Origin of the sequence: Niabella ginsenosidivorans (genome assembly GCF_001654455.1) — a bacterium.
GTDB lineage: Bacteria > Bacteroidota > Bacteroidia > Chitinophagales > Chitinophagaceae > Niabella > Niabella ginsenosidivorans.
The window spans coordinates 2,842,247-2,866,874 of sequence record NZ_CP015772.1 but is presented as its reverse complement, the minus strand read 5'-3'; the positions used below and the strand labels follow the sequence as shown (position 1 = coordinate 2,866,874).

Here is a 24,628-nt window from a genome sequence, read left to right as displayed (position 1 = left end):
CCAGTCATCCCGATAAAAATGGATCCATACATGAACAAAAGGAGTTTGTTGCCATTATTTATGTTGTTAGCTGTTGCGATGCCGTCTGAGGCACAAAGAATAACGCAAACATTGAACAGCAACTGGGAATTTCATTTAGGTAACGAAAGCATGCAGCCGGCTGATAGTAATGCAGCCGGGTGGACATGGATTACTGTTCCGCATACCTGGAATACGCAGGACACCGAAGATGATGAACCCGGCTATTACCGGGGCACCGGCTGGTACAAAAAAAAATTATATATCCCATCCGGGTGGAAGGATAAGGATATCTATCTTTTTTTTAATGGTGTGGCCCAACAGGCGGATGTCTATATAAATGGTAAACCTGCGGGAAGTCATAAAGGAGGGTATACCGCCTTTTGCATTCCGGCGTCAGCGTATCTTTCTTATAAAGCGGGTGCAGCAAATGAGCTGCTTATAAAGGCGGATAACAGTGAAAACGAAACGATCCCTCCTTTATCAGGCGATTTTACTTTTTTCGGAGGTATTTACAGGGATGTACAGGTCATCGCGCTGAATAAGGTCCATTTCAACATGGGCGATCATGGTTCTGGCGGGGTCTTTATTACCACGCCTACCGTTAGTGCGGAGCAGGCATCCGTAACGATCCGGGGGAGCTTTGTCAACAATTCCGGGCAGCGGAAAGAACTTACACTTACCCACCGTTTAACGGATGCAGCCGGTATGACTATTGCACAGGACACTATCGTGTACCACGTAAATCCCGGCGAAAAAACAGCTTTTCTCCGGAATATGAATGTTGCTCATCCCAGGTTGTGGTCGCCCGATGCGCCTTACCTGTACCGAATCAGCGCGCAGTTAACCGATCGTCATACCGGGAAGATACTTGATGAAGTAGTAAACCCTTTGGGCTTCCGCTGGTATCGGTTTGATGCAGCAAAAGGGTTTTTTCTGAATGGTAAACCTTTAAAGCTCATCGGAACCAGCCGCCACCAGGATTATGCAGGTATGGGCAATGCTTTGTCCAGGGCAATGCATATACATGATGTAGAGCTGTTAAAACAAATGGGAGGCAATTTTTTACGTATTGCTCATTATCCCCAGGATCCGGCTGTAATAGAAGCCTGTGACCGGCTCGGCATCCTCGCATCTGTTGAAACGCCTGTTGTTAACAGGATCTCTGAATCTGAAGATTTTGCCCGTAATGCCCTGAATATGCACCTGGAAATGATCCGTCAGAATTTTAATCATCCCAGCCTGATCATATGGGCCTACATGAATGAAGTGCTGTTAAGGCCCCGGTATGAGAAAGGAAGCCCTGAACAGGAAGCTTATTTTAAGAAAATCACCAGCCTGGCCCGGAAACTGGAGCTGCTTACCCGTAAAGAAGACCCTTACCGGTATACCCTAATCCCGAACCATGCTGATTTTGATTTATACAACCGGCTTCAGCTGACAAAGATCCCGATGCTGGTAGGCTGGAACTGCTACCAGGGATGGTACACCGGGAACTTTAAGGATTTTGAGCGGTTTGTAGAATGGCACCACAGGGAACTGCCGCAGAAGCCGTTGCTGATTACCGAATATGGCGCAGATGCAGACAATCGCCTGCATAGCTCTTCTCCGGTAAGATTTGATAAAACAGTAGAATATGCCACGGCTTACCACCGGGCTTACCTGGAAACGATCCGCAGCAAACCCTTTATAGCCGGTGCTGTGATCTGGAACCTGGCGGATTTCAGCTCTGAAACGCGCGCCGAAAGTACCCCGCATATCAACAGCAAAGGGGTTTTAACAATGGATCGAAAAGTAAAAGATGCGTACCGTTTTTACCAGGCCAACCTGTTAAAAACGCCTTACCTGCATATCGGTTCACCTGAATGGGATCTGAGAGCCGGTATTGCCCGGCCAGGCAATAAGCCGGTCTGTACGCAACCTGTACAGGTGTTCAGCAATCAGGAGGAGATAGTGTTGAAATTAAATGGCCAAACGCTGGGCACTGCAAAACCCCGGTCTGGGATTGCTGTTTTTCAGGTACCCTTTATAAATGGCCCCAATCTGCTGCAGGCTGCTTCCGGAGATGGAAAGGTTACTGATCAGGCTACTATTGATTTTCAAATAATACCCACGCGGCTTAATGATAAAGACCTGCCGTTTACTTCATTAAATGTAAACCTGGGGGATCAACGCTATTTTTACGATCCGGCAGATCATGAAATATGGCTGCCGGAAAAAGAATATGCCAAAGGCAGTTGGGGATATATAGGAGGTCATGTGTTTAAAAAGAAAGACAGCAGGGTAGCCTATGGCTCTGATAAAAATATGCTGGGCACCGGTCTGGACCCGGTATATGCTACCCAGCGGGAAGGCATCAAACAATTTAAAATGGATGTTCCTGATGGAGTCTATACCATTACATTGCATTTTGCGGAGCTCCATTCACCCCGGCAACACGAAACCCTTGTTTATAACCTGTCAGGCAGTGAAGCTGCACCGGATCATTTTAGTGTGCGTACATTTAATGTAGACATAAACGGAGGACCGTTCCTTTCACCATTATCCAATCAGCAATACATGGTGCCGGAGCGTGCCGTAAGTTTTACCACTACCGTAAGTGCACAACAGAATAAGGGGATCACTATTGTATTTACTCCTATTGAAGGAGAACCTGTGCTCAATGGGATCCAGGTAAGAAAAATATATTAAGCTGCTGTTGATACAGCTAAACGGTTTTTTATTCTTCTATACGCTCAGTATTTTTTTGGTTCATATATTCCCGCGGGGTAACACCAAACTGTTCTTTAAAACATTTCCGGAAATAATCGGCATCAGTAAAGCCTACGCTATAAACCACCTCGTTAATATTCATGGTTTTTTGGAGCAGCAGCCGGGCTGCTATCTTAATGCGTATGCCCCGGATAAGCTCAATGGTAGTTTGGCCCGTCAGCGCTTTTACCTTTCTGTATAAAGCGCCCCTGCTCATACATAGTTCTTTTGCAAGTTGCTCTACGTTTAATACCGGTTCTGTAACGTTGTCTTCAATAAATGCCATCACTTTAGCTAAAAACGCATCATCTGGAGATGTGATCGCTATCTGAGGCGATGTCAGCAATGTGGTTTTAAAGTGCTGGGCCAGCTCTTTCCGGGATGCTATCAGATTATCGATCCGCACTTCAAGTAATTCCAGACTGAATGGCTTGGTAATATAATCATCGGCTCCCGTTTCATATCCTTCTATTTTATACATTACAGGTGTTCTTGCTGTTAATAAAATAAAAGGGATATGACTGGTCCGGAAATCTGCTTTTACTTTTTTGCAAAATGTGATCCCATCCATTTCCGGCAACATTACATCGCTGATGATTATATCAGGCTGTATTTCTTTTAAGCGAAGCATTCCTTCTTTTCCATTGCCGGCTGTATATACTATAAATTTTTTTGAAAAAGTATCTGCCATAAAGAGTAGAAGATCATTATTATCCTCTACAACCAGCATGATTTGTTTTTCAGCATATTCACTGTTATTCTGATGATCTGTAAAAGCCAATTCCTCATCCACCCGGTTCTCCCGGTAAAACAAGTCTTCCCGGAAAGTATCATTAGGTGTGTCAATGATCAAATATTCTTTTTGAACAGGCAGTTTTACGGTAAGGCAGGTGTAGCCGGGCCGGCCTTCTTCTGCCAAACGGCTGCTGACACTGATTGTTCCTCCCAGCAGTTCAACCAATCCCTTTGAATAAGCCAACCCAATACCTGTTCCGGTACTATTGATATTCTTATCCTGGTTGGTCTGAAACCCGTCAAACAAATGGAACTGATTTTCCTTATCAATACCAATACCGTCATCTTCCACTTCTATACAAACAAAGCCCGGGGCATTACTATCCGGCTTCAGCCGCACTGTAATGGTTCCCTTATCACGCCCAAACTTAACCGCATTGGACAGGAGATTATAGAGCACTCTTTCTAATTTTTCAGCGTCAAACCAAAGCAAGAGTACATTATAAGACGATTCAAATTGTACTGTTATATTCCTTTGACTGGCCAGCCCTTCAAATAATAAACAGATCTCTTTAAGAAATTCCACAAGGTCATTTTCCGTATTCCGCAAGGTCATTTTACCGGATTCCAGTTTCCTGAAATCCAATAACTGGTTTACCAGCCGGCTAAGCCGCTCGCCATTCCGTTGTATGAGTTGCAGCTGTGATTTTATTTTGCTGTTCCTACCGGATCTGATGATCTTTTCCAGTGGTGTTAAAATAAGCGTAAGCGGCGTTTTGATCTCATGAGAAATATTGGTAAAGAAATTGATTTTCTGCTGTGCCAGCTCCATATCTTTTTCATGGTTCAAATGCTCAAACTGAAGCGCACTCTTCAATCTGGCCGTTTTGAGCGAATAATGATAAAAAAGATATAAAAGCCCGCCTATTATGAACAGGTAAATGAGGTAGGCCCACCAGGTTTTCCAGAATGGCGGCGAAACAATTATTTTAATGACCTTTTCATTCGTATTCCAGATGCCATCATTATTAGAGGCTTTTACCCTGAAGTAATACGTGCCGGGGCTTAGATTGGTATAAGTGGCAAGGCGCTGCCGGGCATCTACATAATGCCAGCCCTCGTCATTTTCTAATCCCTGCAACCGGTAAGCATATTTGTTTTTTTCCGGGGTAATAAAATTTAATGCGGCAAACCTGAATATTACGGAGCCATGGTCATAGGGCAATGCTAATAGATTGTCTCCGGACAAAAACTGGTCATCTGTTTGATTGCCTTTTTTATTCCGGATCCGGATATCTGTAAAAACAATAGCGGGTTTGCGGGTGTTCATAATAATATCATCCGGATCAAACCAGCTTATTCCGTTGATCCCTCCAAAGTACAACGTCCCGTTTTGCGAACGAAAGCCGGCCCCGGTTGAAAACTGGTTGCTTTGAAGCCCGTCTGCTGCTATATAATTAAGCACCTCTATATCGGAAGATGCAAAAGGGCCATACAGCTTATTCAGTTTAATGCGGGACAATCCCTTGTTAGAGCTTACCCAGATATTTCCATTTGCATCTTCATTAATAGCATGTATCACGTCATTTCCGATACCGTCAGCTTCTGTTACAGCATAAAATCTGTTTGCTTTGGGATCCAGCAGATTCAGGCCCCCGCCTTCAGTGCCGATCCATATCCGATGCCGTGAATCCGCATAGAGGGAAAGGACAGAATTATTGCTCAGGCTTTGCCTTTCCCCGGGTATATTATAATACCTGATACATTTTTTAGACCGGGTATCAAAATAGTTTAAACCTTTCTGGGTCCCGATCCAAAGGTTGTTAAGCGGATCCTGTATCATAACATTGATATTATTAGAGCTTAAACTGTTAGGATCTTTTGGGTTGTACCGGTATATCTGAATGCTGCCGGAATGATCCAGGAATCTTAATCCTCCGCCATTTGTACCTATCCACAAACCATCAGGGGTATTCACTAAAGCATAGATCTGATCAGATCCCAGTAACCGGTCATCGCCTGCGCTATATTTTGTAAAAGTTTTATTAATGATATTAAAGAGGTTTAATCCATTATATGTACCCACCCAGATAGAATAATTGTTTTTCCAGGCTAAAGACTTGATGTTATTGCTGTTTAAAAACGGAGAAGGTACGCGGTAACTGGAGAATAAAGACTGCTTTTCATTATAATAATTCAGACCGCCGCCCTCTGTCCCGATCCAGAAATTATGACTTTCATCCTCCAGGATACTGCTTACAACCGGGTGCGTAAGCCCGCTGCCATACTTGCTTTTAGCCGGAATAAGGTTAAACTTTAAATTGTCCGGGTAATAAACATTAATACCGCCGGCATAGGTGCCTAACCATATATTACCGGCATTATCTTTTAAAAAATTACGGATTGAATTGTGACTGATTCCCTGCTCATCGGCTGAGTTATATGCCTGAATACTATACTTACCTGTAGTGGCATTCAATATCCCCAGACCTTCCGGAGTGCCTAACCATACCTCTTTTTCTGATTTAAAAAAAATATCACGGATCGTATTGCCTGAAATGCCATTAGCAGAGAACCTGCCCCTCGTAAAATTAACGCAGCTTTGATCAGCTGGGTCATAAACAAATACACCCCGGGTTTCGGATCCAAACCATATCCGCTTTTCTGAATCCTGTTTAATTACGCGTATATAATCCTTTTGTAAACGTTCCAGGGAGGGCGGAAGTTTCAGTGGCCGGCCATTTGCCGGGTTGTAAAGAAATAACCCGCTTGTAGTGCCTACCCACAATTGCCCTTCACTATCCTTAAAAATAGCCTGTGGCCTGTTATCCGTATTGATCCCTGTATTGCCCGGTTGCAAAGAAAAAGTGGTCAGTTGCCCTGATTTTAATGAATAGCACTTCAACCCTTCAATGGTGCCGATCCAAAGATTATCGGCTGTGTCCAGGAAAAGGGAATTTATAAAATCACGGTTTTGCAGCAGGGCCTGTTCTGAAGTTATTTTAATACGGGTAAAAGTTCCGCTCTTTTTGTCCAGCCTGTTTAGCCCATCCGCAGTGCCGATCCATAAGTTTCCGTGTTTGTCTTCTGCAATAGCATTGATAATACTGTTGCTGACTGTTTTGGGGGTGCGGGCGTCATGCTTATAATACCGGAATTCATATCCGTCATAGCGGTTCAATCCATCTTCTGTGCCGATCCATATATACCCTTCTCTATCCTGAACCATGCATAAAACGCTGTTTTGAGACAGCCCTTCATCGATAGTTATATGCTTAAACTTAAGCTGTGCCGTCAACCGTACTTTTGGAATAATAGCAAGGAGGATCAATAAAAATACAATTCTTAAAAAACCGGACCGGTACAAATAAATCTTCTTCAATTTTTTATTTAAAAGTTTATCAGCAATTTAATCAGGGGAAAAGTTCCGAATGTTTTAAAACAGAAGATCAGTTTCACTTTTGTTTTTGAAAAGGCGCACCACTTGTTCATTCAAATATAAGCAATAATCGGGTGTATTTGATATCCCGGGATTCAGAGATTCATCAGGGTTTAATACCAGTTAGATTAAAAAAGTATTGTCATCCTGACGAAGGAAGTTTGTCAAATGAATTATGGTTCGACAAGCTCGCCACGACATTGCTTATTAAACGGATTTAATGTCTCCTATGTTTGTTTAAGTTGCTACATGCAATAAGCCCAAAAAGCCGGATCAGCAGGACCCGGCTTTTAATACTATGTATAAAAATTACTTAAAGAGCACTGCTTTTGGGGCAACAGGTAAAGCCGGTTGCTGATGAACTGTTCCTGCAAAGACCTGTTTTGCGGGTGCCGCATTGTGCCGGGCGGTATTGCCTTCTACCTGTGCCAGCGTGGGAGCAATGACCAGTGAAACGATCGACATTAATTTGATGAGGATGTTCATGGACGGGCCGGAGGTATCTTTAAACGGATCTCCAACCGTATCTCCCGTTACAGAGGCTTTATGCGGGTCTGATTTTTTATGGAAAACCTCCCCGTTAATTTCTACTCCTTTTTCAAATGATTTTTTTGCATTGTCCCAGGCGCCGCCGGAGTTGTTCTGGAACATGCCTAATAATACACCGGATACGGTAGCGCCTGCTAAAAATCCCCCCAACGCTTCAGCGCCAAACCCGGGTAAAAAACCGATAATGATCGGGGAAATAATTGCGATGGCTCCTGGCACCACCATTTTCCGGATGGATGCTTCCGTAGATATGGCTACACATTTATCGTATTCCGGGGTAGCGGTTCCTTCCATAATGCCCGGAATGTCCCGGAACTGCCTTCTTACTTCTTCCACCATGGCCATAGCGGCTTCTCCCACTGCGCGGATCGCAAGTGAGGAGAAAATAAAGGGGATCATTGCTCCCACAAATAAGCTGGCCAGCACATTCGCCTTATAGATGTCAATCCCCTTAATGCCTGCAACACCTACAAACGCGGCAAACAGGGCCAGTGCGGTTAAGGCGGCCGATGCAATAGCAAAACCTTTACCGGTTGCGGCTGTTGTGTTGCCCACAGCATCCAGTACGTCTGTTTTTTCACGCACTTCCTTGGGCAGCTCGCTCATTTCAGCAATACCGCCGGCGTTATCGGCAATAGGTCCGAAGGCATCTATTGCCAATTGCATGGCAGTGGTGGCCATCATAGCCGCTGCTGCAATGGATACACCATACAAACCTGCACATTTATAAGAGGCTACGATACCGGCCGCCAGTACAATGATCGGTAAAAAAGTGGATTCCATACCCACTGCTAACCCCCCGATAACGTTTGTAGCATGTCCGGTGGACGATTTTTTGATGATAGAATTTACCGGCCTTCTGTCCATTGCGGTGTAATATTCAGTGATAACGGTCATTAAAGCGCCCACCAGCAGGCCAACAATGATAGCGCCCAGCACACCGGTCTTTGTAAATATAAACCCGCGCAGTTCCATTTGATCGGGCAGGATCCAGAGTACCAGCCCGGCAGCAGCAAGAGCGGTTAAAATAATAGAGCCCCAGTTGCCCATGTTCAGCGCTTTTTGAACGGTTTTGGTACTGATGCCGGCGTTTTCACTGATCTTAACAAAGAAAGTACCTATTATAGAAAATAAAATACCAACGCCTGCAATCAGCATTGGTAATACAACAGGAGAGTAGCCTGCCAGAAAATCGGACCCGCCGGTTATATGTATCTGCTGGCCTAAAACAATGGTGGCCAGCACTGTGGCTACATAAGAACCGAAGAGGTCTGCTCCCATACCGGCAACATCGCCTACATTGTCGCCCACATTATCCGCAATCGTGGCGGGGTTGCGGGGATCATCTTCCGGTATGCCTTTTTCCACTTTTCCCACAAGGTCTGCTCCAACATCAGCGGCTTTTGTATAAATACCGCCTCCAACACGTGCAAATAACGCTATCGACTCAGCGCCCAGGGAAAAGCCGGTAAGCACTTCAATAGTAGTCACCATTTCAGAGGAATTCAGGGCTGCATCCGGCGCAAAATAATATTTGAACACAATGTATAGCCCTCCAAGGCCCAGCACTGCCAGCCCTGCAACACCAACACCCATTACAGCACCACCCCCAAAAGACACATTTAGGGCTTTGGCCAGGCTGCTCCGGGCAGCATTGGCCGTGCGTACATTGGCAAGGGTGGCGGCTTTCATTCCTATAAATCCTGCAAAAGCGCTCAGTACCGCACCTATAATAAAAGAAACAGAGATTAACCAGTTGGAGTGTGGATTAGCATTGGCCAGTACTCCTAAAAGAATGGCCACAATAATTACAAAGTAGGCCAGAATTTTCCATTCTGATTTCAGAAAGGCCATGGCACCTTCGCCAATATGACGGCTGATTTCTTTCATTCTTGGTGTTCCTGCATCCTGTTTAACAACCCATCGGAATTTTAATAAAGTGTAAACCAGGCCAATAATGGCCATAAGTGGTACGAGATAGATCAGATGTTGCATATAAATTTGACAAATATTAAATTATGATAATGATCATAAGCAAGGCTGCAAATATAAGCGTTGCATTCAAAACCAAAAATGTTATTTATGCTGAAAAGGAGGCGTAAAAATGCGATTTTTTTAAAACAGAGAGCAGTAAAGGGCGGTTCATTTATAATTGTTTAAAAGCGTTGCCAATATGTTCAATAATATCAGAGGCGATCATGCTTTCCATGCCGCGGTCCCTGGCAGCCAGGTCGCCCGCAAGTCCGTGCAGGTATACCCCGTAAACGGCCGATTGCTCCGGCGTGTAACCCTGGGCAAGGAGACTGGTGATCATTCCTGTAAGCACATCGCCACTGCCGCCCTTGGCCATTCCGGCATTGCCGGTATGGTTAAAATAACCGGCACCATTAGGGTGTGCAATAAATGTATTGTGCCCTTTCAAGGCAATTATAATATTCATTTCCATTGACTTGCTGCTTGCTAACTCAATTTTTTCAAAATCATTGGCAGTGTCGCCAAAAAGCCTTGAAAATTCTTTGGGATGGGGGGTAATAATGGTTTTGGAAGGGATCAGCTTTAAGTATCCTTTTGTTGCTGCTATTATATTGAGCGCATCGGCATCCAGCACCAGCGGTTTTTTGATCTTTTCCAGCAGTTCTCTTAACAAAAACCGTGTTTTAAGCTCTTTGCCGATCCCCGGCCCCATACCAATGCTGCTGAAATCATCCGGTTCATAATCCATCCGGGTTATGTAATGGTCTTCTGCATCCGGAAAAGCCATTGCTTCGGGGGCTGCCATCTGGATGATCGGAAGGCTTTGGCGGGGTATATGTGCAGATACCAGTCCGGCCCCGGTTTTCAGGCAGGCTCTTGTGCTGAGTACGGCAGCCCCGGTTTTCCCCGTGCTTCCGGCTATGATCAGTGCATGCCCGAAATTGCCTTTATGCGCAAATGTTTTCCGGGGTTGATAAATGGAGCGGATCAGTGAGGAATCAGTTATATGAAATTTTGCCGGTGTTTTTTCAGAAAACCCGGGGTGCAGGTTAATGTCCATAATATGCACCTGGCCAAAGAAATCAGCATTTTCAGCAACCAGGAATGCCAGCTTGGGCACCTGAAAGGTAAGGGTGTGGCTTGCTTTTATAATAGGATTGCCAAGAGATGACTGATCGCAGAAAAGACCGCTGGGCATATCAATAGCGATCACCGGCATGCGGAAACTATTGATGTGCTCAACAAGCGTAGCTGCCAGCCCGGTAAGCCTCCTGTTTAACCCCGTGCCAAACAGGGCATCAATGATGATGCAATCCGGCGGCAGTTGCGGCAGTTCCTTTTCTGACCGGATGCTGTAAACCGGGATCGCTGATAAATGATGCAGGATATTGAAGTTGGAATTAAAGTCGTCTGACCCGCCGGTGGCTGATTCCAGTATAAAAACAGTAACTGTTTTGTTGGCATTGTACAGTAAACGGGCTATGGCCAGACCGTCGCCGCCATTATTGCCTTTGCCGCAGAAAATACAATAGGAGTCGGCAAGTGTATTTTTTACGATCCAGCGTGTACAGGCATTAGCGGCCCTTTCCATTAACTCAAGAGAGGAAACCGGTTCGTTTTTTATGGTGAACGCATCCCACTGTCTTATTTGCTCTGCACTGAATAATTTCATACGGATCTTAATGATAATTCATTCCTGTTCATTTTTGCTGCTGATAGTAAAAGTGCGAAGCCCCCGACTTCGCACTTTTATAATAACAAATATAATAAACATCAGACTTTAAAAATCAAATTTCAACCGAACGCCCATACCGGTATAATTAAGGTTTTGGTTGGTTACATTTTTAACGGGAACTTTCAGGAAAGGTTCGATGGAAACATTATTTTTTGGGGTGATCTTTTGCTTATAGCCCATAGAAATATTGTAGAACCCGAGGAAAGAAGTCTTTTCATGACTGATGTCCCCGGGCAATGCATTAGCGGATGAATAGGTATTGGTTACAATGCTTTTGTCTTCCTGTAAAATGCCCTGGCTGTTCTCTACCGAAATTCTTGTATTGGTACTTGTTACAAGGGTATAATTGGTATTATCGTTTACAACAACAAGCCCGGAAACGCCTGCTGTTGCATAGAATTTTTTAGAGATGTTATAGCTTACATCCAATGGGATATCAAAACCGGATAAGGCACCCTGTACGCTTTCCAGTCTTGGGGTTGTTGCCGTAGTGTTTGCTGCGGCAAGAAGGGATCTGGAAGCCAGGGATACATCACCGCCCGGAGCATTCAAAGTGGGTGCTGCCGGTGAGGGCGCTGCGTCAAAATCTCTTGACGTGGTTATTTTATTATGGGCCACGCCGGCGCTGATCTTTATCTTGTCATTGATAGCATAGGCTAAGGATATACCATACCCCATATTGACCCCGCTTTCTGCAAACATTGGTGAGAGGTACAGGCTGGGGATCCATTTCCTGGAACTTTTGCTTTCTTTTTCCTGCGGATGATGATTTTGCGCCATCATGGGGTAAGGGGTCGTAACAGGTGCCGGATGCTGTTGCGGAGCAGGCGCCTCATTGGTAATGATCCGGTTCTTCCAGAAGCCGGTAGCAGGGTTATTGGCTGTTGGCTGCTGACCAGGGGGAACCTGGGGTGCAGCTGTGGCAATGGTAATTTGCTGAGGAGCGCTGACAGGAGCCATAGAATACAGCATAGGAGCGCCCTTTGATATATTATTAAAGAATACAGGTGCTGTACGGTGCATGCTTTCCGGTTCTTTCCAGATATCGCTGTTAGTGATCACGGGGGTAAGTTGCTGTTGTGCAACCTGAGGTGCATGGTCGGGATGGATTGTCTGATTACTGTCTGCTATGGGCCCGCTGGCGGGTTGGTTTTCCGGCGTCATTACGTTTACGGTTGCATGGTCAGGATCTGTTTTGTGCTGTGCTGTAAAATAGGGAATGGCAAAAAGCAGGCCGGCAACCACTGCAGCAGCAGCTGCTATCCATTTCCAGGCCGCAATGACCGGTGCCGTTTTGGCCGGCGGCGGGGCCAGGTGTTTTTGAGCAAAGGCTTCCCAGGCACCTTCCCGGTACTCCTCCTCATGGTTATGAAGCGTTTGTTTTATATGTTCAAAAAAATCATCTGCGGGTTCTTCCATGATCTTTTTTTAAAAATGTTTTATATATAGTGTCTTTAATTTATTCTTTGCCCTTGACAGATATACCCGGCATACATTCTCAGATATATTCAGCAGCCTGGCGATCTCTTCATGGCTGAATCCTTCGATCTCGTATAAATTAAATACTGTTTTCTGTGTGTCTGGTAATTGATCCAGCAATGACAGAATGTCTTTCACTTCATTACTGTAAACTGCCGTTGGATTCGGGTCGGTAAAATGATGCTCGGAAGGTTCATCATCTGTGAAATCCATTTTCTTTTTTCTTAAAAAATCAATTGCGGTCCGGGATGCGATCTTTGCCACCCATCCCCTGAACGATTGTGGTACATCCGCTGAAGTGTCGGGCGCTTTAAAAGTGCCCAGGTTGTTAAATATTTTAATGAACGAATCATTGATCAGTTCTTCAGTTACATGATAATCATTTACATAACGCTTCACTACGCTTTTTATAAAGCCATAATAGCCTTTATAAAGCGCCTCTTTATGTAATACTGAATCCTGTTTGCATTGCTTCAGTATCCCTTCAAGCTCAGCATCGTGTATTCCCAAAAGTCTTTTTAATTTTAAACTTCGTTTTAAATATAGCAAAAATCAGCCAGCTATCGGGAAGACAATAGTGGCTGATGCTGATTATGGGATATACTAATAATGCCTTATTTTTTTTACGATAAGCTTCCCGTTAGTAGTATTCATTGATTTAAAACCACTTGTCCAGATTGTATATTGATTTCCGGTATATAAATTCTCGCCTTCATCGGATGTGGCCAGCACATGGGTAGAACCCGTTGGCCGCACCTCAAAGACCACGTTGCCTGCCGACTTTTGGCTTTTGAACAGGCTTACGCCCTTGTAAGGAACTTTTGTGGCAATGGGGGTATTATTTCCCTGAATATAAAGATCCAGGGCACCTGCATCAGGGCTCATATTAGCAAAGCGCAGGTATACAGAGTCCCCGGTTGGATACATCACGCTGTCGCGCACCAGTACCGCATCCATTTTGCGTAAAGTGTCTACAATGAATATGGAATATCTTTTACGAACCTCAAAGCTGAGGTTTTTGGCAAAAAGACTATCCTTTTCTCCGCGGTTGTATACATAGAAAGTTCTGTTGCCGGCCATTACAGGTAAATAAGTAGTTCTATATGTGTAACTAAAGTCCTGGAATAAAAAGCGTTGAGTTCCGTTAAATTGGAAATCTAACGGCAGGCTGACCGGGGCCCCGTTTACCACGCTGACTGCTGCGGAATTCTGAAGATCAGGATTGTCCCAATATTTGTCATGGTCTTTTAGGCAAGATGTAAAAGAAATACTTACGAGTAATAAAAGAAAATAACTTACTAAATACTTTGTTTTCATTTTACTAACTTTAAGAAATAAAACTTATTTTTAAATAAAGAAACGTACTAGAATACGAAAGCGCAACATTGTAACTGTAATTTATTTTTCCTGAATAATTGCTTGGCATTCTAATTCCTACAAATAAATAACTTAATAGCACCTATTTGTTTTTATTAATTAACCTATTTGTTTTTATTAATTAACTAAAATTGATTTTATGAAAAAAACACTTTTATTTTTTACGGGATTGCTTATTTTGGCAATTAGCTGCAAAAAAAATGATTTATCCCTCAAAGCTAAGAACAATGATGTTCCTCAATATGTGTACGATCGACTTTCAAAAGAAAATTACAGCACATATAATGTAGTTGCCCATGATGGAGGTTATATAGTTGAAGGTGACTTATTTTTTCCGCAAGAATATTTTAGCGATAGTAGCAAGGCTGGATGGAATAATCGTGTAAGTAAGGCTGGGAATATTTTTGTTGAAACTTTAGAAAGTTCATTGCCTAAGCCTAATACTATAATGAGTAATGATAAACAGGGCATTTCTGAATTTAATCCTGCAGATCCTATTGCCCATTATCGAACCAACCATTATATTAGTAAACATGGTGCTTCAGTTCGTGGTATTTGGGTGAATATCTATCCCGGCTTTCCTTCAGTATATGAACAAGCTTTAGGCGAAGCATGCCAGCGTTATAATAATTTAGATATAGGTATACATTTTTCGACAGTTAGTACGTCTAATCCCCAAAATGCAGCTACTCCGGTAGACATAAATATTAAAATGGATAATAATCTGCCAAGTTTAGGGTTATCAGGAGGATGGCCAAATCGTAATGGAGACTTTCCTGCATACCCCTATAATACTATCAGTTTAAATGTCAATGCACTTGGTACTAATGCTGCACAATCTTATCTGGCTACTGTGATGGCTCATGAGATAGGACACATGTTAGGGTTCCGTCATACAGATTATTTTAACAGAGCATATAGTGGGTGTCCATACGATTCAAATCTCCCTGGTGGATACAATGAAGGTACCACAAGGACGGGGGCTGTTCATATACCTGGAACGCCTACTACCGAAGATGCAAATAGTTGGATGTTAGCTTGCATAGGATCTGGCGTTAATAGGCCATTTACTTCGAATGATGTAACGGCTCTTGTAACATTATTTCCATAACAGATGATGTTTTTTAAACATTAAAAGAGGTGCTATTTAGGTAGCAGGGCTGCTTTGTAATTAGAGTAGCCCTGTTTTGTATAACTGTTTTGAGTTTAGGTTATATTCATGTCTTGTTGATACCTGTAAAAAATGATCGTTATTTTAATTTACAATTGTGTGTAATAATTGGATTAGCTAAGCTTTTGCATAAGGATTCGCCAATAACATCTTGATTTATTATAAATTTTATAATGACTATCCGCGATCTGGTTTTTTTGGCATTTTAGCCGTTTTGTGATAAAATCCAAACCGGTTTAATACCCCGGGACTTGCCCTGGACTACGGGTCAAGGGCTCGCTTGGGTTTAATACCTTTTTACTTTTTACCAGAAGATGGTATACAACGCAGCCAGCACGCCGCAGATGATAAGGGAGGCCATTAAGAAACCGGGTGAAACCCTGAAGAGGCTTTTATCTGCTTTGATCGCAGCGGCCGGTTGGGCAGATCTACGATCTGCCAGGCTGATGACGATCATTACCAGGGCTACCGCAAAAAAGGTGATCATCATCCGGTCCAGGAACGGATAGTCCGGGAAAGCGCCGTTTGTCCACCGGGGCAGGAACTTTAGTATGGTAGAAAAGGGGATTGTTAATACCGCTCCGGCGAGCGCAGCAGTGGTGGTAGTGCGCTTCCAGAACATGCCCAAAAGGAAGATGGCTAAAACGCCCGGTGAAAAGAAGCCTACATATTCCTGTATGAATTGATACGCCTGGTCCAGGGATCTTAATGCAGGGGTAACAATGGCGGCCAGCAGCATTGCAATAATAACGGCCCACCTGCCCGTGCGGACCAGCTTTTGTTCAGAAGCTTCTTTATTGAAGAATTTTTTATAAATGTCCAGTGAAAAAATAGTGGAAATGCTGTTGGCCTTACCGGCCAGCGAAGCCACAATGGCTGCCGTTAATGCAGCAAAAGCAACACCCTTCAGGCCCTGGGGCAAAAGGTTCATCAGCACAGGGTAGGCATGATCCGGTTTTAAGGTTCCGGCTGCATCCGCCATCTCCTGCCGGAACAAGCCGTTTTTATGCAGCACAAACATGGTAATGCCGGGTACTACTGCAATAACAGGTATCAGCAGTTTCAAAAAAGCAGCAAACAGGATGCCCTTGCGCGCCGTTTTCAGGTCTGCCCCCAGCGTACGTTGCACAATGTATTGATTGCATCCCCAGTAGGCAAGATTATTGATCAGCATTCCGCCAATGAGCACGGACATGCCGGGCAACTCGTAATAATAAGGATCTCCTTTTTTAAAGATCATGTGGAAATGCTCCGGCGCTTCTTTTCGTAATATGCCCAGCCCTTTCCAGATATTCCCGTTAAAACCAAAATGATCAGCAAGCAATGACAGGGCAAGGTAAGTAGTAATCAGACCGCCGATGATCAGCACAATAACCTGCACCACATCCGTATAACCGATCACCTTCATGCCGCCCAGTGTTACAATAACAGAGAACAGGCTCAGCCCGATGATGCAGGCTTCAAAACTTAAATTGCTGATGGAGGAAATGGCCAGTGCACCAAGATAGATGATAGAAGTGAGGTTTACGAAAACATATACCAGCAACCAGAAGATGGCCATTATAGTGCTGACCTGGTCATTGTAGCGTACCGATAAAAACTGTGGCATGGTGAAGATCTTATTCTTCAGATAAACCGGGATCATAAATACGGCCACAAGGATCAGGGTAGCGGCCGCCATCCATTCATAGGAAGAAATGGCCAGGCCCAGGGCAAAGCCCGATCCGCTCATACCAATAAAATGCTCAGCGGAAATATTGGAAGCGATCAGGGAAGCGCCTATGGCCCACCAGGTAAGCGATCCTTCTGCTAAAAAAAAATCCTTTGAATCAGTGGTCTCAGATTTTTTACGGCGATAAACATAATAGCCATAAGCCGATACGGCTATGAAATAAATAAAAAAAACAATATAATCAAGCGGTTGCAATTGATGCATGCAAGGTCAACAGGCAATGGTTAATCGTCAATAGTTCATGGTCAATAGTGAAAAGGATCATCTTGCTATTCACTTCCTGCGTGTTACAATTTCTAAAATTTTAATGTTGCCGGCAGGTACCTGTTCACCAGTTTTTCGTAATAAGGCCGCAGCTTACTCCAGTCAGGAGGTTCCGGGTTTTTAGAATACAGATCATAAGGATTAAACAGTTGTACCCATTTCAGCATCTTTTTATCATGATCATCTGTAAGATAGGCATAGGCGCCTTCCCGGTGCCAGGCATAAAAGGAGTGATAGCGAAGCATGTACAAACCTTCTTCCGGAAGATGATCCTTCAGGATCTGGTAAATATATTCATCGTGCCCCCAGGACATATAAACGTTGCTTAACCCGCATCCCGTTTCATATACGCCCAGTTTTGTGTTGTAGCGGCTGTTGTTATAATCCGGGTTGCTCCTGAAAAACTCGGGGTACACAATTTTGTCGGAGTAGGCACAGCCAACCGGGAAGGTATCGCCTACAACGGCCCATTGCGGCTCTCCAAAAAGGCAGAGCACTTTTCCCATATCATGCATCAGGCCTGTCAGTACCATCCAGTCCGGGTGACCATCCCTGCGGATGGCTTCTGAGGTTTGCAGCAGGTGCTGGAACTGATCCAGGTCGGTATCAGGATCAGAATCGTCTACCAACTGGTTCAGGAAATCAAATGCATCCCAAACGGTCATTTCTTTCCGGTTAAATTGCAGGAAATCGGCCCGTTTGCCCATCACAAAATCATAGGTCTGGCAGGTATGGTTCAGCCGGTAAAACTCCTTTACCGTATCTCTTTCCGGGTTCTCATAATTGCGGTATGCTTCCGTTGATTTGGAAGTGGCAATGGCTTCAGGGTCCGGATATCTTTTTAAAAGATCGTCTTCCCATTCATCCAGGCTGGCAAGCGGGGCATTGTTATTATTTTGTGTGCTCATAATGGCGGTTTGTGCTGTTAAAAATAGAATCGTTTCAATAATATGTGTAAGCTAATTAAATTATCTTAAAAAAGGTGCTGATGCGGACAAAAATTGATTTTAACCGCCTTGGTTTTAACATTCAGTAACAGTGGGGCCGCAGCAATACTGCTGCAAAAGAAATTGAAGCCTTATTGCCCCTGAAATCGTACCTTTGCAGCCCCTGAAAATAAGGGTTGACGCATGAAGCATATACGGAATTTTTGTATCATAGCACATATTGACCATGGTAAAAGTACCCTGGCAGACCGGTTATTGCAAACAACCAATACCATCAGCGACCGGGAAATGATGGACCAGGTGCTGGATGATATGGATCTGGAACGGGAAAAAGGGATCACTATTAAAAGTCATGCTATCCAGATCAATTACAAAGCAAAGGATGGACAGAATTATGTACTGAACCTGATTGATACGCCCGGCCACGTAGATTTCAGTTACGAAGTGAGCCGTGCACTGGCCGCGTGCGAAGGCGCGTTGCTACTGGTAGACGCTACCCAGGGGATACAGGCGCAAACGATCAGTAATCTTTATCTGGCAATTGATAACGACCTGGAAATCATACCCGTAATTAATAAAATTGATATGGAGGGGGCCATGATCGACGAGGTAAAAGACCAGATCATTGATCTTATTGGTTGTAAACCGGAAGATATTTTACTGGCAAGCGGCAGAACCGGCCTGGGAGTGGAAGAGGTACTGGAAGCGATTGTTCATAAAATCCCTCCGCCGGAGGGGGATATGCAGGCTCCTTTGCAGGCCCTGATCTTTGACAGCGTGTTTAACAGTTTCCGGGGCATTATTGTTTATTACCGCATTCTTAATGGAGTATTACGCAAGGGAGATAAGGTAAAGTTTGTGAGCACCGGCCAGGAATATGAGGCAGATGAGATCGGCATTCTGAAATTGAAAATGACCGAGAAAAACGAGGTGCGGGCAGGTGATGTAGGCTATATTATTACAGGCATCAAGAACGCCAAAGAAGTAAAAGTGGGCGATACCATCACCCTTGCCAGCAATCCCAACCCGGTTGCGATCAAAGGGTTTGAGGAGGTAAAGCCTATGGTATTTGCGGGTATTTATCCGGTAAATACGGATGAATTTGAAGAGCTGCGCGATTGCATGGACAAGCTGCAGCTGAATGATGCTTCACTGACCTTTGAACTGGAAACTTCCCAGGCACTGGGCTTTGGCTTCCGCTGCGGGTTCCTGGGAATGCTGCACATGGAAATTATCCAGGAGCGTTTAGAGCGGGAGTTTAACCAGACGGTGATCACTACCGTGCCCAACGTAAGTTTTATTGCCTACACTACCAGGGGCGAAAAGATCATCGTAAATAATCCTACAGAGTTCCCTGATCCTGTAAAAACAGAACGTATTGAAGAACCCTATATCAAAGCGCAGATCATTACCAAGCCGGAATATATTGGTAATATTATGACACTCTGCCTGGGCAAGCGGGGTATTCTGGTGAACCAGAGTTACCTGACCACCTCCCGTGTAGAACTGATCTTTGAAATGCCTTTAACGGAGATTGTTTTTGATTTCTATGATAAATTAAAATCGCAGACCCGCGGCTATGCTTCCTTTGATTATCATCCTTTGGGCTATCGCGAAAGTGATATTGTAAAAATGGATATCCTGCTGAATGGGGATAAGGTCGATGCGCTCAGTGCGCTCATCCACCGGAGCCGGGCACAGGATTTTGGAAGAAAGCTCTGCGAAAAATTAAAAGAGTTGCTGCCCCGCCAGCAGTTCCAGATCGCCATCCAGGCAGCGATCGGCGCCAAGATCATATCGCGGGAAAATATTTCGGCCATGCGTAAGGATGTAACGGCCAAGTGTTATGGAGGCGATATCAGCCGTAAACGTAAACTGCTGGAAAAGCAGAAAGAAGGTAAAAAGCGTATGCGCCAGATCGGTAACGTGGAAGTGCCGCAGGAAGCATTCCTTGCAGTGCTGAAGCTGGATGAGTAGGCGCGTTATTAGTTTTCAGTGATCAGTTCCGATGGCCGGGATCAGCGATCAGAAAATAAGCAATCAGCAATAAGAAACCGGAAATCGGATGAAGAAAACAGCGGTTATTGTAGCAGGAGGTACAGGGGTAAGAATGGGCAGTGAGCTGCCCAAACAATTCCTATTGCTGAAAAACAAACCCCTCTTATTTTATACAATCGATGTGTTCCTGAAAGCGTATGATGATTTGGAGATCATACTGGTGCTTCCGGAGGCCTATGTTGACATGGGGCAGGAGATCATTGATGCCTATTTTGACAAGGACCGTGTCCGGATCACTATCGGTGGCGCTACGCGTTTTGAGTCTGTAAAGAACGGTTTACAGCAGGTTCATGAGGAGGCCATTGTTTTTGTGCATGATGCAGTACGCTGCCTGGTTTCTGAAAGGCTGATCCGGCGTTGCTATGAGCAGGCACTGGAAACAGGGAGCGCGATCCCTGTGATCCCCAGCAGTGATAGCGTGCGCCTGATCACAGAAGAGGGGAGCGATGCCCTTGAGCGGGAAAAAATAGTACTGGTGCAAACGCCCCAGGTCTTTCACAGCAAGATACTGGTTCCGGCCTTTTCCATTGAGCAAAAAGGAAAATTCACTGATGAGGCTTCTGTTGTGGAAGCGTTTGGCATTAAAGTATCCCTGGTGGAAGGAGAGCAGAACAATATAAAAATCACCCATCCCATTGACCTGGTTATGGCAGAAGCTTTACTGCCGTCTTCCGCTTTATAAGGGTATTGTACCTCATGGACCCTTTTATTTTACCCGTTTCATCGAGAAAATTCGTTTGCGTTCCTGCCCGTCTTTAGTTCCCGAAATTTCGGCTACCAAAAAGTCTGCAGTAATTTTTGTGTAGGAAATGATTTGCGGAAAGTCGTGTTGTGGATGTTCAAAAACTAATTGTGTTTCTGAAATTGTTTTGAGGGCAAAACAAACAGGCAAACCATTATTTTGGTTCTTAACTGCCGGAATATAAAACAGCCGGTCTTGTTTCTGAACTAATTATAGTCTTTATTTATTTTGTAATTGAGTGTCTGCAAAGTAGCTCATTGCTTCATTGAGGAACTGTGCAAAACGGAGACTGCCTTCGCCATTAATCATCGCATACCGGTTATCTGAAACATATAAGCTGCCCAGGCCTTTATACGCAGTGGCTATATTTTTTGATTTACCCCAGAATTTGAGAATGCACTGATAGTGCTTTCGGATCTCGTGCTGTACCGGATCGCTTTTTGGGTCTTCGTCAGACAGGAGCGCCAGGCGGTTGTTTACTTGCCTGAAATTGTCCTGAAGTTCTGCAAATTCTGCTTTGCTCATATTCAAAAGCATTTTCTCCGAATGTTTTACCTGCCCCGGCCATTTTTCGAGGGCCTCTTTTCTCCATTGCAAGGCCTGTTCCTTTGGTAATCCATTATATAATTCCTTGTGTGTCATTTTAATTTTACCTTTTAAGTTTAGAATGGTTTTGTCGATTGTAGCGATCATTTTTGCAATGCGCGCCTGTTTTTTGCGCAATGCCTTTTTATGCCCGGTGAGCGCTTTTATTACATCAAAATCCGGTGTATCCAAAAGCGAGCTGATCTCTGCAAGTGTTAATCCTAATTCTTTATAAAAAAGAATTTGTTGCAGCCTTAAGAGTTCTGCCTGTCCGTAGTATCGGTATTTCTTGTCGGTTCGTATAGCAGGTTTCAATAAACCCGTCTTGTCGTAAACGTGTAACGTGCGCACTGTTACGCCTGCGGCATTGGCCAGTTCTTTTACAGAGAGTTGCTTCACAAAAATGATTTGATCAATGTTTCAGGTGCAAAGCTATTCTATGACCTAAGGTAAGGGTCAAATTTTTTTCTGACTTTTTTAGAAAATTATTTAACGGCCACCCACCGCTGCCGGGTCGTTAGCCCTGATACTATCCGGCGCTGTATTTTTGTGTTGAGGCTTACCCATAAAAAAACCTCCCCGGTTAGGAGGAGGCGTTACAAACCCATCTTAATATTATAAATGAATGGCTTCACCATATGCCGCTTCAATGGCATCTTTTACGCTTTCACTAATGGTTGGGTGCGGATGTATGCTGTTCAGCACTTCATGATAAGTGGTTTCCAGTTTACGGCCTACAACGGTTTCGGCGATCATCTCCGTTACATTATAACCGATCATGTGCGTGCCTAACCACTCGCCGTATTTGGCATCAAAGATCACTTTTACAAACCCTTCTGTATGACCGGCTGCTGTGGCTTTTCCGCTTGCTGTTAAGGGGAATTTGCCCACTTTGATCTCATAGCCTGCATCCTTAGCCGCCTTTTCCGTAAAGCCTGCACTGGCTATTTCCGGGAAGCAGTAGGTACAGCCCGGAACATTATTATAATCCAGGGCTTCAGGCTGATGCTTGTATTTCTTTTCATTAAAGGCAATGTTCTCTACACAAATGATAGCTTCTTTTGATGCGACGTGCGCCAGGGCCTGCCCCGGAACACAGTCGCCAATGGCATAAATGCCTTCTACATTTGTTTTGTAAAATTTGTCTACAACGATCTTGCCCTTGTCTGTTTTTACACCTGCTGTTTCCAGGCCAATGCCTTCAATGTTTGCAGCCACACCTACAGCGCTTAGCAGGATGTCGGCTTCCAGGATGGCTTCCCCCGTTGGGGTTTTTACTTTTGCTTTTACACCATTGCCGGATGTATCAACAGAAGTTACTTCGCTGCCGGTCATTATGGTAATGCCTTGCTTTTTCAGGTTCTTTTCCAGCTCTTTAGAGATCTCTTCATCTTCTACAGGCACTATCCTGGGCAAAAATTCCACAATGGTCACTTTGGTGCCGAGGCTGTTGTAAAAATAACCAAACTCTACCCCGATAGCTCCACTGCCTACAACGATCATGCTTTTGGGCTGCCGGGGCAATACCATTGCTTCACGGTAGCCGATGATCTTTTTACCATCCTGCTTTAATGCAGGCAGCTCGCGGCTCCGGCCACCGGTTGCTATAATAATATGCTTTCCTTCTACCAATGTTGTTTTCCCGTCTGCGCCCTTTACCTCTATCTGGCCCTTACCCTTCAGGGTGCCAAAGCCCATGATCACATCAATTTTATTTTTTTTCATCAGGAACTGGACACCCTTACTCATTTTGTCTGCCGCACCCCGGCTTCGTTTTACAATAGCTTCAAAATTGGGCTTGCCGGATGCTTCAATTCCATATTCCTGCGAATGCTGGATATCATTAAATACCTGTGCGCTTTTTAACAACGCTTTTGTTGGGATACACCCCCAGTTCAGGCAAATACCTCCCAGGCTCTCTTTTTCAATAATTGCAGTCTTTAAACCCAGTTGTGAAGCGCGTATAGCGGCTACATATCCGCCCGGGCCACTTCCTACAACTATTACGTCATATGCCATAAAATGTGCTATTTAGATGATTAAAATATTTTTAATAGTAAGAATGCGAATTTAGTTGAATTACGGCAACGGGCAAAATGCACCATCGCATTCGCTGATTTCAATGTACAGGCATTCAGGGAATAACGCTTCGCAGTTATAGGGAGAAGATGATAATACTTTTTAAAGTCTGATGGGCATTATTGGATAAGCGCGGGCATGGTTGTGGTTATAGAGCTCCGGGCAGAAGCATTAATGCCGGCAGGCAGGAGTGAGGAATGGCTGTGCAAAGAGCAGAAGGTTGCATACAGCGCTGTGATTTTCAGTGAAGTAACGAAATTGTTTGCTGGTTCCGCTCCGGGACCTGCTTTATTTTTTCAAGCTATGACCGGGACGACAACAGGCGCCCTGTTGGTATCTATTTTAAAGAAAAAGAAAAGGACGCAATGTGCTGTTAAGGAATAACCTCTTTTGTAAAGGTATTTTTAAAATAATTGAAAGATTATGCTTAAATGCCATTTTAAATACTTACCTTTGCACTCCTAAATTTTTATTTACTATGGCAAGAGTATGTCAGGTTACAGGTAAAACCCCAATTGGAGGCCACAAGGTTTCTCACTCCAATATTAAGACAAAACGCCGTTTTTTGCCGAATCTGCAAAAAAAGAAGTTTTACCTGGCTGAGGAAGACAAATGGATCACGTTAAAGTTATCTACAGATGCTATCCGTACGATTAATAAAAACGGTTTATACGCTGTAGTAAAGGAATTGCGTGCTAAAGGCGAAAAAATCTAACTAAAGCAGTTAAAAGCATTATACAATGGCTAAGAAAGCAAAAGGAAACAGGGTTCAGGTAATACTGGAATGCACGGAGCATAAAACCAGCGGCATGCCCGGTACCAGCCGGTATATTACCGTAAAGAACAAGAAGAACAACCCCGAACGTTTAGAGTTGAAGAAATACAACCCTATTCTGAAGAAAGTAACGGTTCACAAGGAAATTAAATAATTTAAATGTGAAATGCGTAAGTGTGAAAATATGTAAATGATCTTTATTTCACATTTCCCACATT

General features: G+C 44.1%; 16 protein-coding genes. 6 read left to right on the top strand and 10 right to left on the bottom strand.

From position 1 onward, the window contains the following. Positions 1 to 30: 30 nt before the first annotated feature. Positions 31 to 2,709, top strand: a complete 2,679-nt coding sequence (locus A8C56_RS11920; RefSeq protein ID WP_067756173.1) for a glycoside hydrolase family 2 TIM barrel-domain containing protein — start codon at positions 31 to 33, stop codon at positions 2,707 to 2,709. Between the two features lie 28 nt (positions 2,710 to 2,737). On the opposite strand, the gene A8C56_RS11915 is transcribed toward A8C56_RS11920, so the two are convergent. The 6 genes from A8C56_RS11915 to A8C56_RS11890 all read right to left on the bottom strand — a co-directional run bounded on the left by A8C56_RS11915 (position 2,738) and on the right by A8C56_RS11890 (position 13,997). Then, positions 2,738 to 6,886, bottom strand: coding sequence for a hybrid sensor histidine kinase/response regulator transcription factor (locus A8C56_RS11915; RefSeq protein ID WP_067756172.1), 4,149 nt, complete (start codon positions 6,884 to 6,886; stop codon positions 2,738 to 2,740). Positions 6,887 to 7,252: 366 nt separating this feature from the next. Continuing rightward, positions 7,253 to 9,487 carry a sodium-translocating pyrophosphatase gene (locus tag A8C56_RS11910; protein ID WP_245645445.1) on the bottom strand — a complete coding sequence of 745 codons (2,235 nt, stop codon included), beginning with the start codon at positions 9,485 to 9,487 and terminating at the stop codon, positions 7,253 to 7,255. 151 nt (positions 9,488 to 9,638) lie between these two features. Next, complete coding sequence (locus tag A8C56_RS11905; RefSeq protein ID WP_067756167.1) at positions 9,639 to 11,138, bottom strand: bifunctional ADP-dependent NAD(P)H-hydrate dehydratase/NAD(P)H-hydrate epimerase; 1,500 nt, start codon at positions 11,136 to 11,138, stop codon at positions 9,639 to 9,641. 108 nt (positions 11,139 to 11,246) lie between these two features. After that, complete coding sequence (locus tag A8C56_RS11900; protein ID WP_067756160.1) at positions 11,247 to 12,620, bottom strand: hypothetical protein; 1,374 nt, start codon at positions 12,618 to 12,620, stop codon at positions 11,247 to 11,249. A gap of 9 nt (positions 12,621 to 12,629) precedes the next feature. Then, a complete protein-coding gene (locus tag A8C56_RS11895; RefSeq protein ID WP_067761954.1) occupies positions 12,630 to 13,190 on the bottom strand; it encodes an RNA polymerase sigma factor in 561 nt (186 codons plus the stop codon). Between the two features lie 93 nt (positions 13,191 to 13,283). Next, positions 13,284 to 13,997, bottom strand: a complete 714-nt coding sequence (locus A8C56_RS11890) for a DUF4397 domain-containing protein (protein WP_067756158.1) — start codon at positions 13,995 to 13,997, stop codon at positions 13,284 to 13,286. A gap of 199 nt (positions 13,998 to 14,196) precedes the next feature. Between A8C56_RS11890 and A8C56_RS11885 the strand changes: the two genes are divergently transcribed. Next, complete coding sequence (locus A8C56_RS11885) at positions 14,197 to 15,168, top strand: M57 family metalloprotease (RefSeq protein WP_067756154.1); 972 nt, start codon at positions 14,197 to 14,199, stop codon at positions 15,166 to 15,168. Positions 15,169 to 15,532: 364 nt separating this feature from the next. On the opposite strand, the gene A8C56_RS11880 is transcribed toward A8C56_RS11885, so the two are convergent. Together A8C56_RS11880 and A8C56_RS11875 are read right to left on the bottom strand one after the other, a co-directional pair. Beyond that, positions 15,533 to 17,164: a sodium/sugar symporter gene (locus A8C56_RS11880; protein WP_067756151.1), complete on the bottom strand. Its 1,632-nt coding sequence runs from the start codon at positions 17,162 to 17,164 to the stop codon at positions 15,533 to 15,535. Between the two features lie 92 nt (positions 17,165 to 17,256). Then, positions 17,257 to 18,132: an inositol oxygenase family protein gene (locus A8C56_RS11875; RefSeq protein WP_067756148.1), complete on the bottom strand. Its 876-nt coding sequence runs from the start codon at positions 18,130 to 18,132 to the stop codon at positions 17,257 to 17,259. A 222-nt stretch (positions 18,133 to 18,354) separates the two neighbouring features. Between A8C56_RS11875 and lepA the strand changes: the two genes are divergently transcribed. After that, the gene (gene lepA / locus A8C56_RS11870) at positions 18,355 to 20,148 is read left to right on the top strand and encodes a translation elongation factor 4 (RefSeq protein WP_067756145.1); all 1,794 of its coding nucleotides are present in this window, start codon (positions 18,355 to 18,357) and stop codon (positions 20,146 to 20,148) included. An 88-nt stretch (positions 20,149 to 20,236) separates the two neighbouring features. Then, positions 20,237 to 20,911 (top strand): 2-C-methyl-D-erythritol 4-phosphate cytidylyltransferase, encoded by a 675-nt coding sequence (locus A8C56_RS11865; protein ID WP_067756142.1) that lies wholly within the window; start codon positions 20,237 to 20,239, stop codon positions 20,909 to 20,911. A gap of 279 nt (positions 20,912 to 21,190) precedes the next feature. On the opposite strand, the gene A8C56_RS11860 is transcribed toward A8C56_RS11865, so the two are convergent. Continuing rightward, positions 21,191 to 21,955, bottom strand: coding sequence for a MerR family transcriptional regulator (locus A8C56_RS11860; RefSeq protein ID WP_067756139.1), 765 nt, complete (start codon positions 21,953 to 21,955; stop codon positions 21,191 to 21,193). Between the two features lie 216 nt (positions 21,956 to 22,171). Continuing rightward, a complete protein-coding gene (gene lpdA / locus A8C56_RS11855; RefSeq protein WP_067756136.1) occupies positions 22,172 to 23,575 on the bottom strand; it encodes a dihydrolipoyl dehydrogenase in 1,404 nt (467 codons plus the stop codon). 538 nt (positions 23,576 to 24,113) lie between these two features. Between lpdA and rpmB the strand changes: the two genes are divergently transcribed. Both rpmB and rpmG read left to right on the top strand, forming a co-directional pair. Then, positions 24,114 to 24,350: a 50S ribosomal protein L28 gene (gene rpmB, locus A8C56_RS11845; RefSeq protein WP_067756130.1), complete on the top strand. Its 237-nt coding sequence runs from the start codon at positions 24,114 to 24,116 to the stop codon at positions 24,348 to 24,350. Positions 24,351 to 24,375: 25 nt separating this feature from the next. Continuing rightward, the gene (gene rpmG, locus A8C56_RS11840; RefSeq protein WP_067756126.1) at positions 24,376 to 24,564 is read left to right on the top strand and encodes a 50S ribosomal protein L33; all 189 of its coding nucleotides are present in this window, start codon (positions 24,376 to 24,378) and stop codon (positions 24,562 to 24,564) included. Positions 24,565 to 24,628 lie beyond the last annotated feature (64 nt).

What these genes read in the sequence shown, in the direction of transcription:
- A8C56_RS11920 (WP_067756173.1), top strand. Translation starts at nt 31, where the DNA reads ATGAACAAAAGGAGTTTGTTGCCATTATTTATGTTGTTAGCTGTTGCG.
- A8C56_RS11900 (WP_067756160.1), bottom strand. Translation starts at nt 12,620, where the DNA reads ATGGAAGAACCCGCAGATGATTTTTTTGAACATATAAAACAAACGCTT.
- A8C56_RS11885 (WP_067756154.1), top strand. Translation starts at nt 14,197, where the DNA reads ATGAAAAAAACACTTTTATTTTTTACGGGATTGCTTATTTTGGCAATT.
- lpdA (WP_067756136.1), bottom strand. Translation starts at nt 23,575, where the DNA reads ATGGCATATGACGTAATAGTTGTAGGAAGTGGCCCGGGCGGATATGTA.
- rpmB (WP_067756130.1), top strand. Translation starts at nt 24,114, where the DNA reads ATGGCAAGAGTATGTCAGGTTACAGGTAAAACCCCAATTGGAGGCCAC.
- lepA (WP_067756145.1), top strand. Translation starts at nt 18,355, where the DNA reads ATGAAGCATATACGGAATTTTTGTATCATAGCACATATTGACCATGGT.
- rpmG (WP_067756126.1), top strand. Translation starts at nt 24,376, where the DNA reads ATGGCTAAGAAAGCAAAAGGAAACAGGGTTCAGGTAATACTGGAATGC.
- A8C56_RS11910 (WP_245645445.1), bottom strand. Translation starts at nt 9,487, where the DNA reads ATGCAACATCTGATCTATCTCGTACCACTTATGGCCATTATTGGCCTG.
- A8C56_RS11890 (WP_067756158.1), bottom strand. Translation starts at nt 13,997, where the DNA reads ATGAAAACAAAGTATTTAGTAAGTTATTTTCTTTTATTACTCGTAAGT.
- A8C56_RS11865 (WP_067756142.1), top strand. Translation starts at nt 20,237, where the DNA reads ATGAAGAAAACAGCGGTTATTGTAGCAGGAGGTACAGGGGTAAGAATG.
- A8C56_RS11875 (WP_067756148.1), bottom strand. Translation starts at nt 18,132, where the DNA reads ATGAGCACACAAAATAATAACAATGCCCCGCTTGCCAGCCTGGATGAA.
- A8C56_RS11880 (WP_067756151.1), bottom strand. Translation starts at nt 17,164, where the DNA reads ATGCATCAATTGCAACCGCTTGATTATATTGTTTTTTTTATTTATTTC.
- A8C56_RS11905 (WP_067756167.1), bottom strand. Translation starts at nt 11,138, where the DNA reads ATGAAATTATTCAGTGCAGAGCAAATAAGACAGTGGGATGCGTTCACC.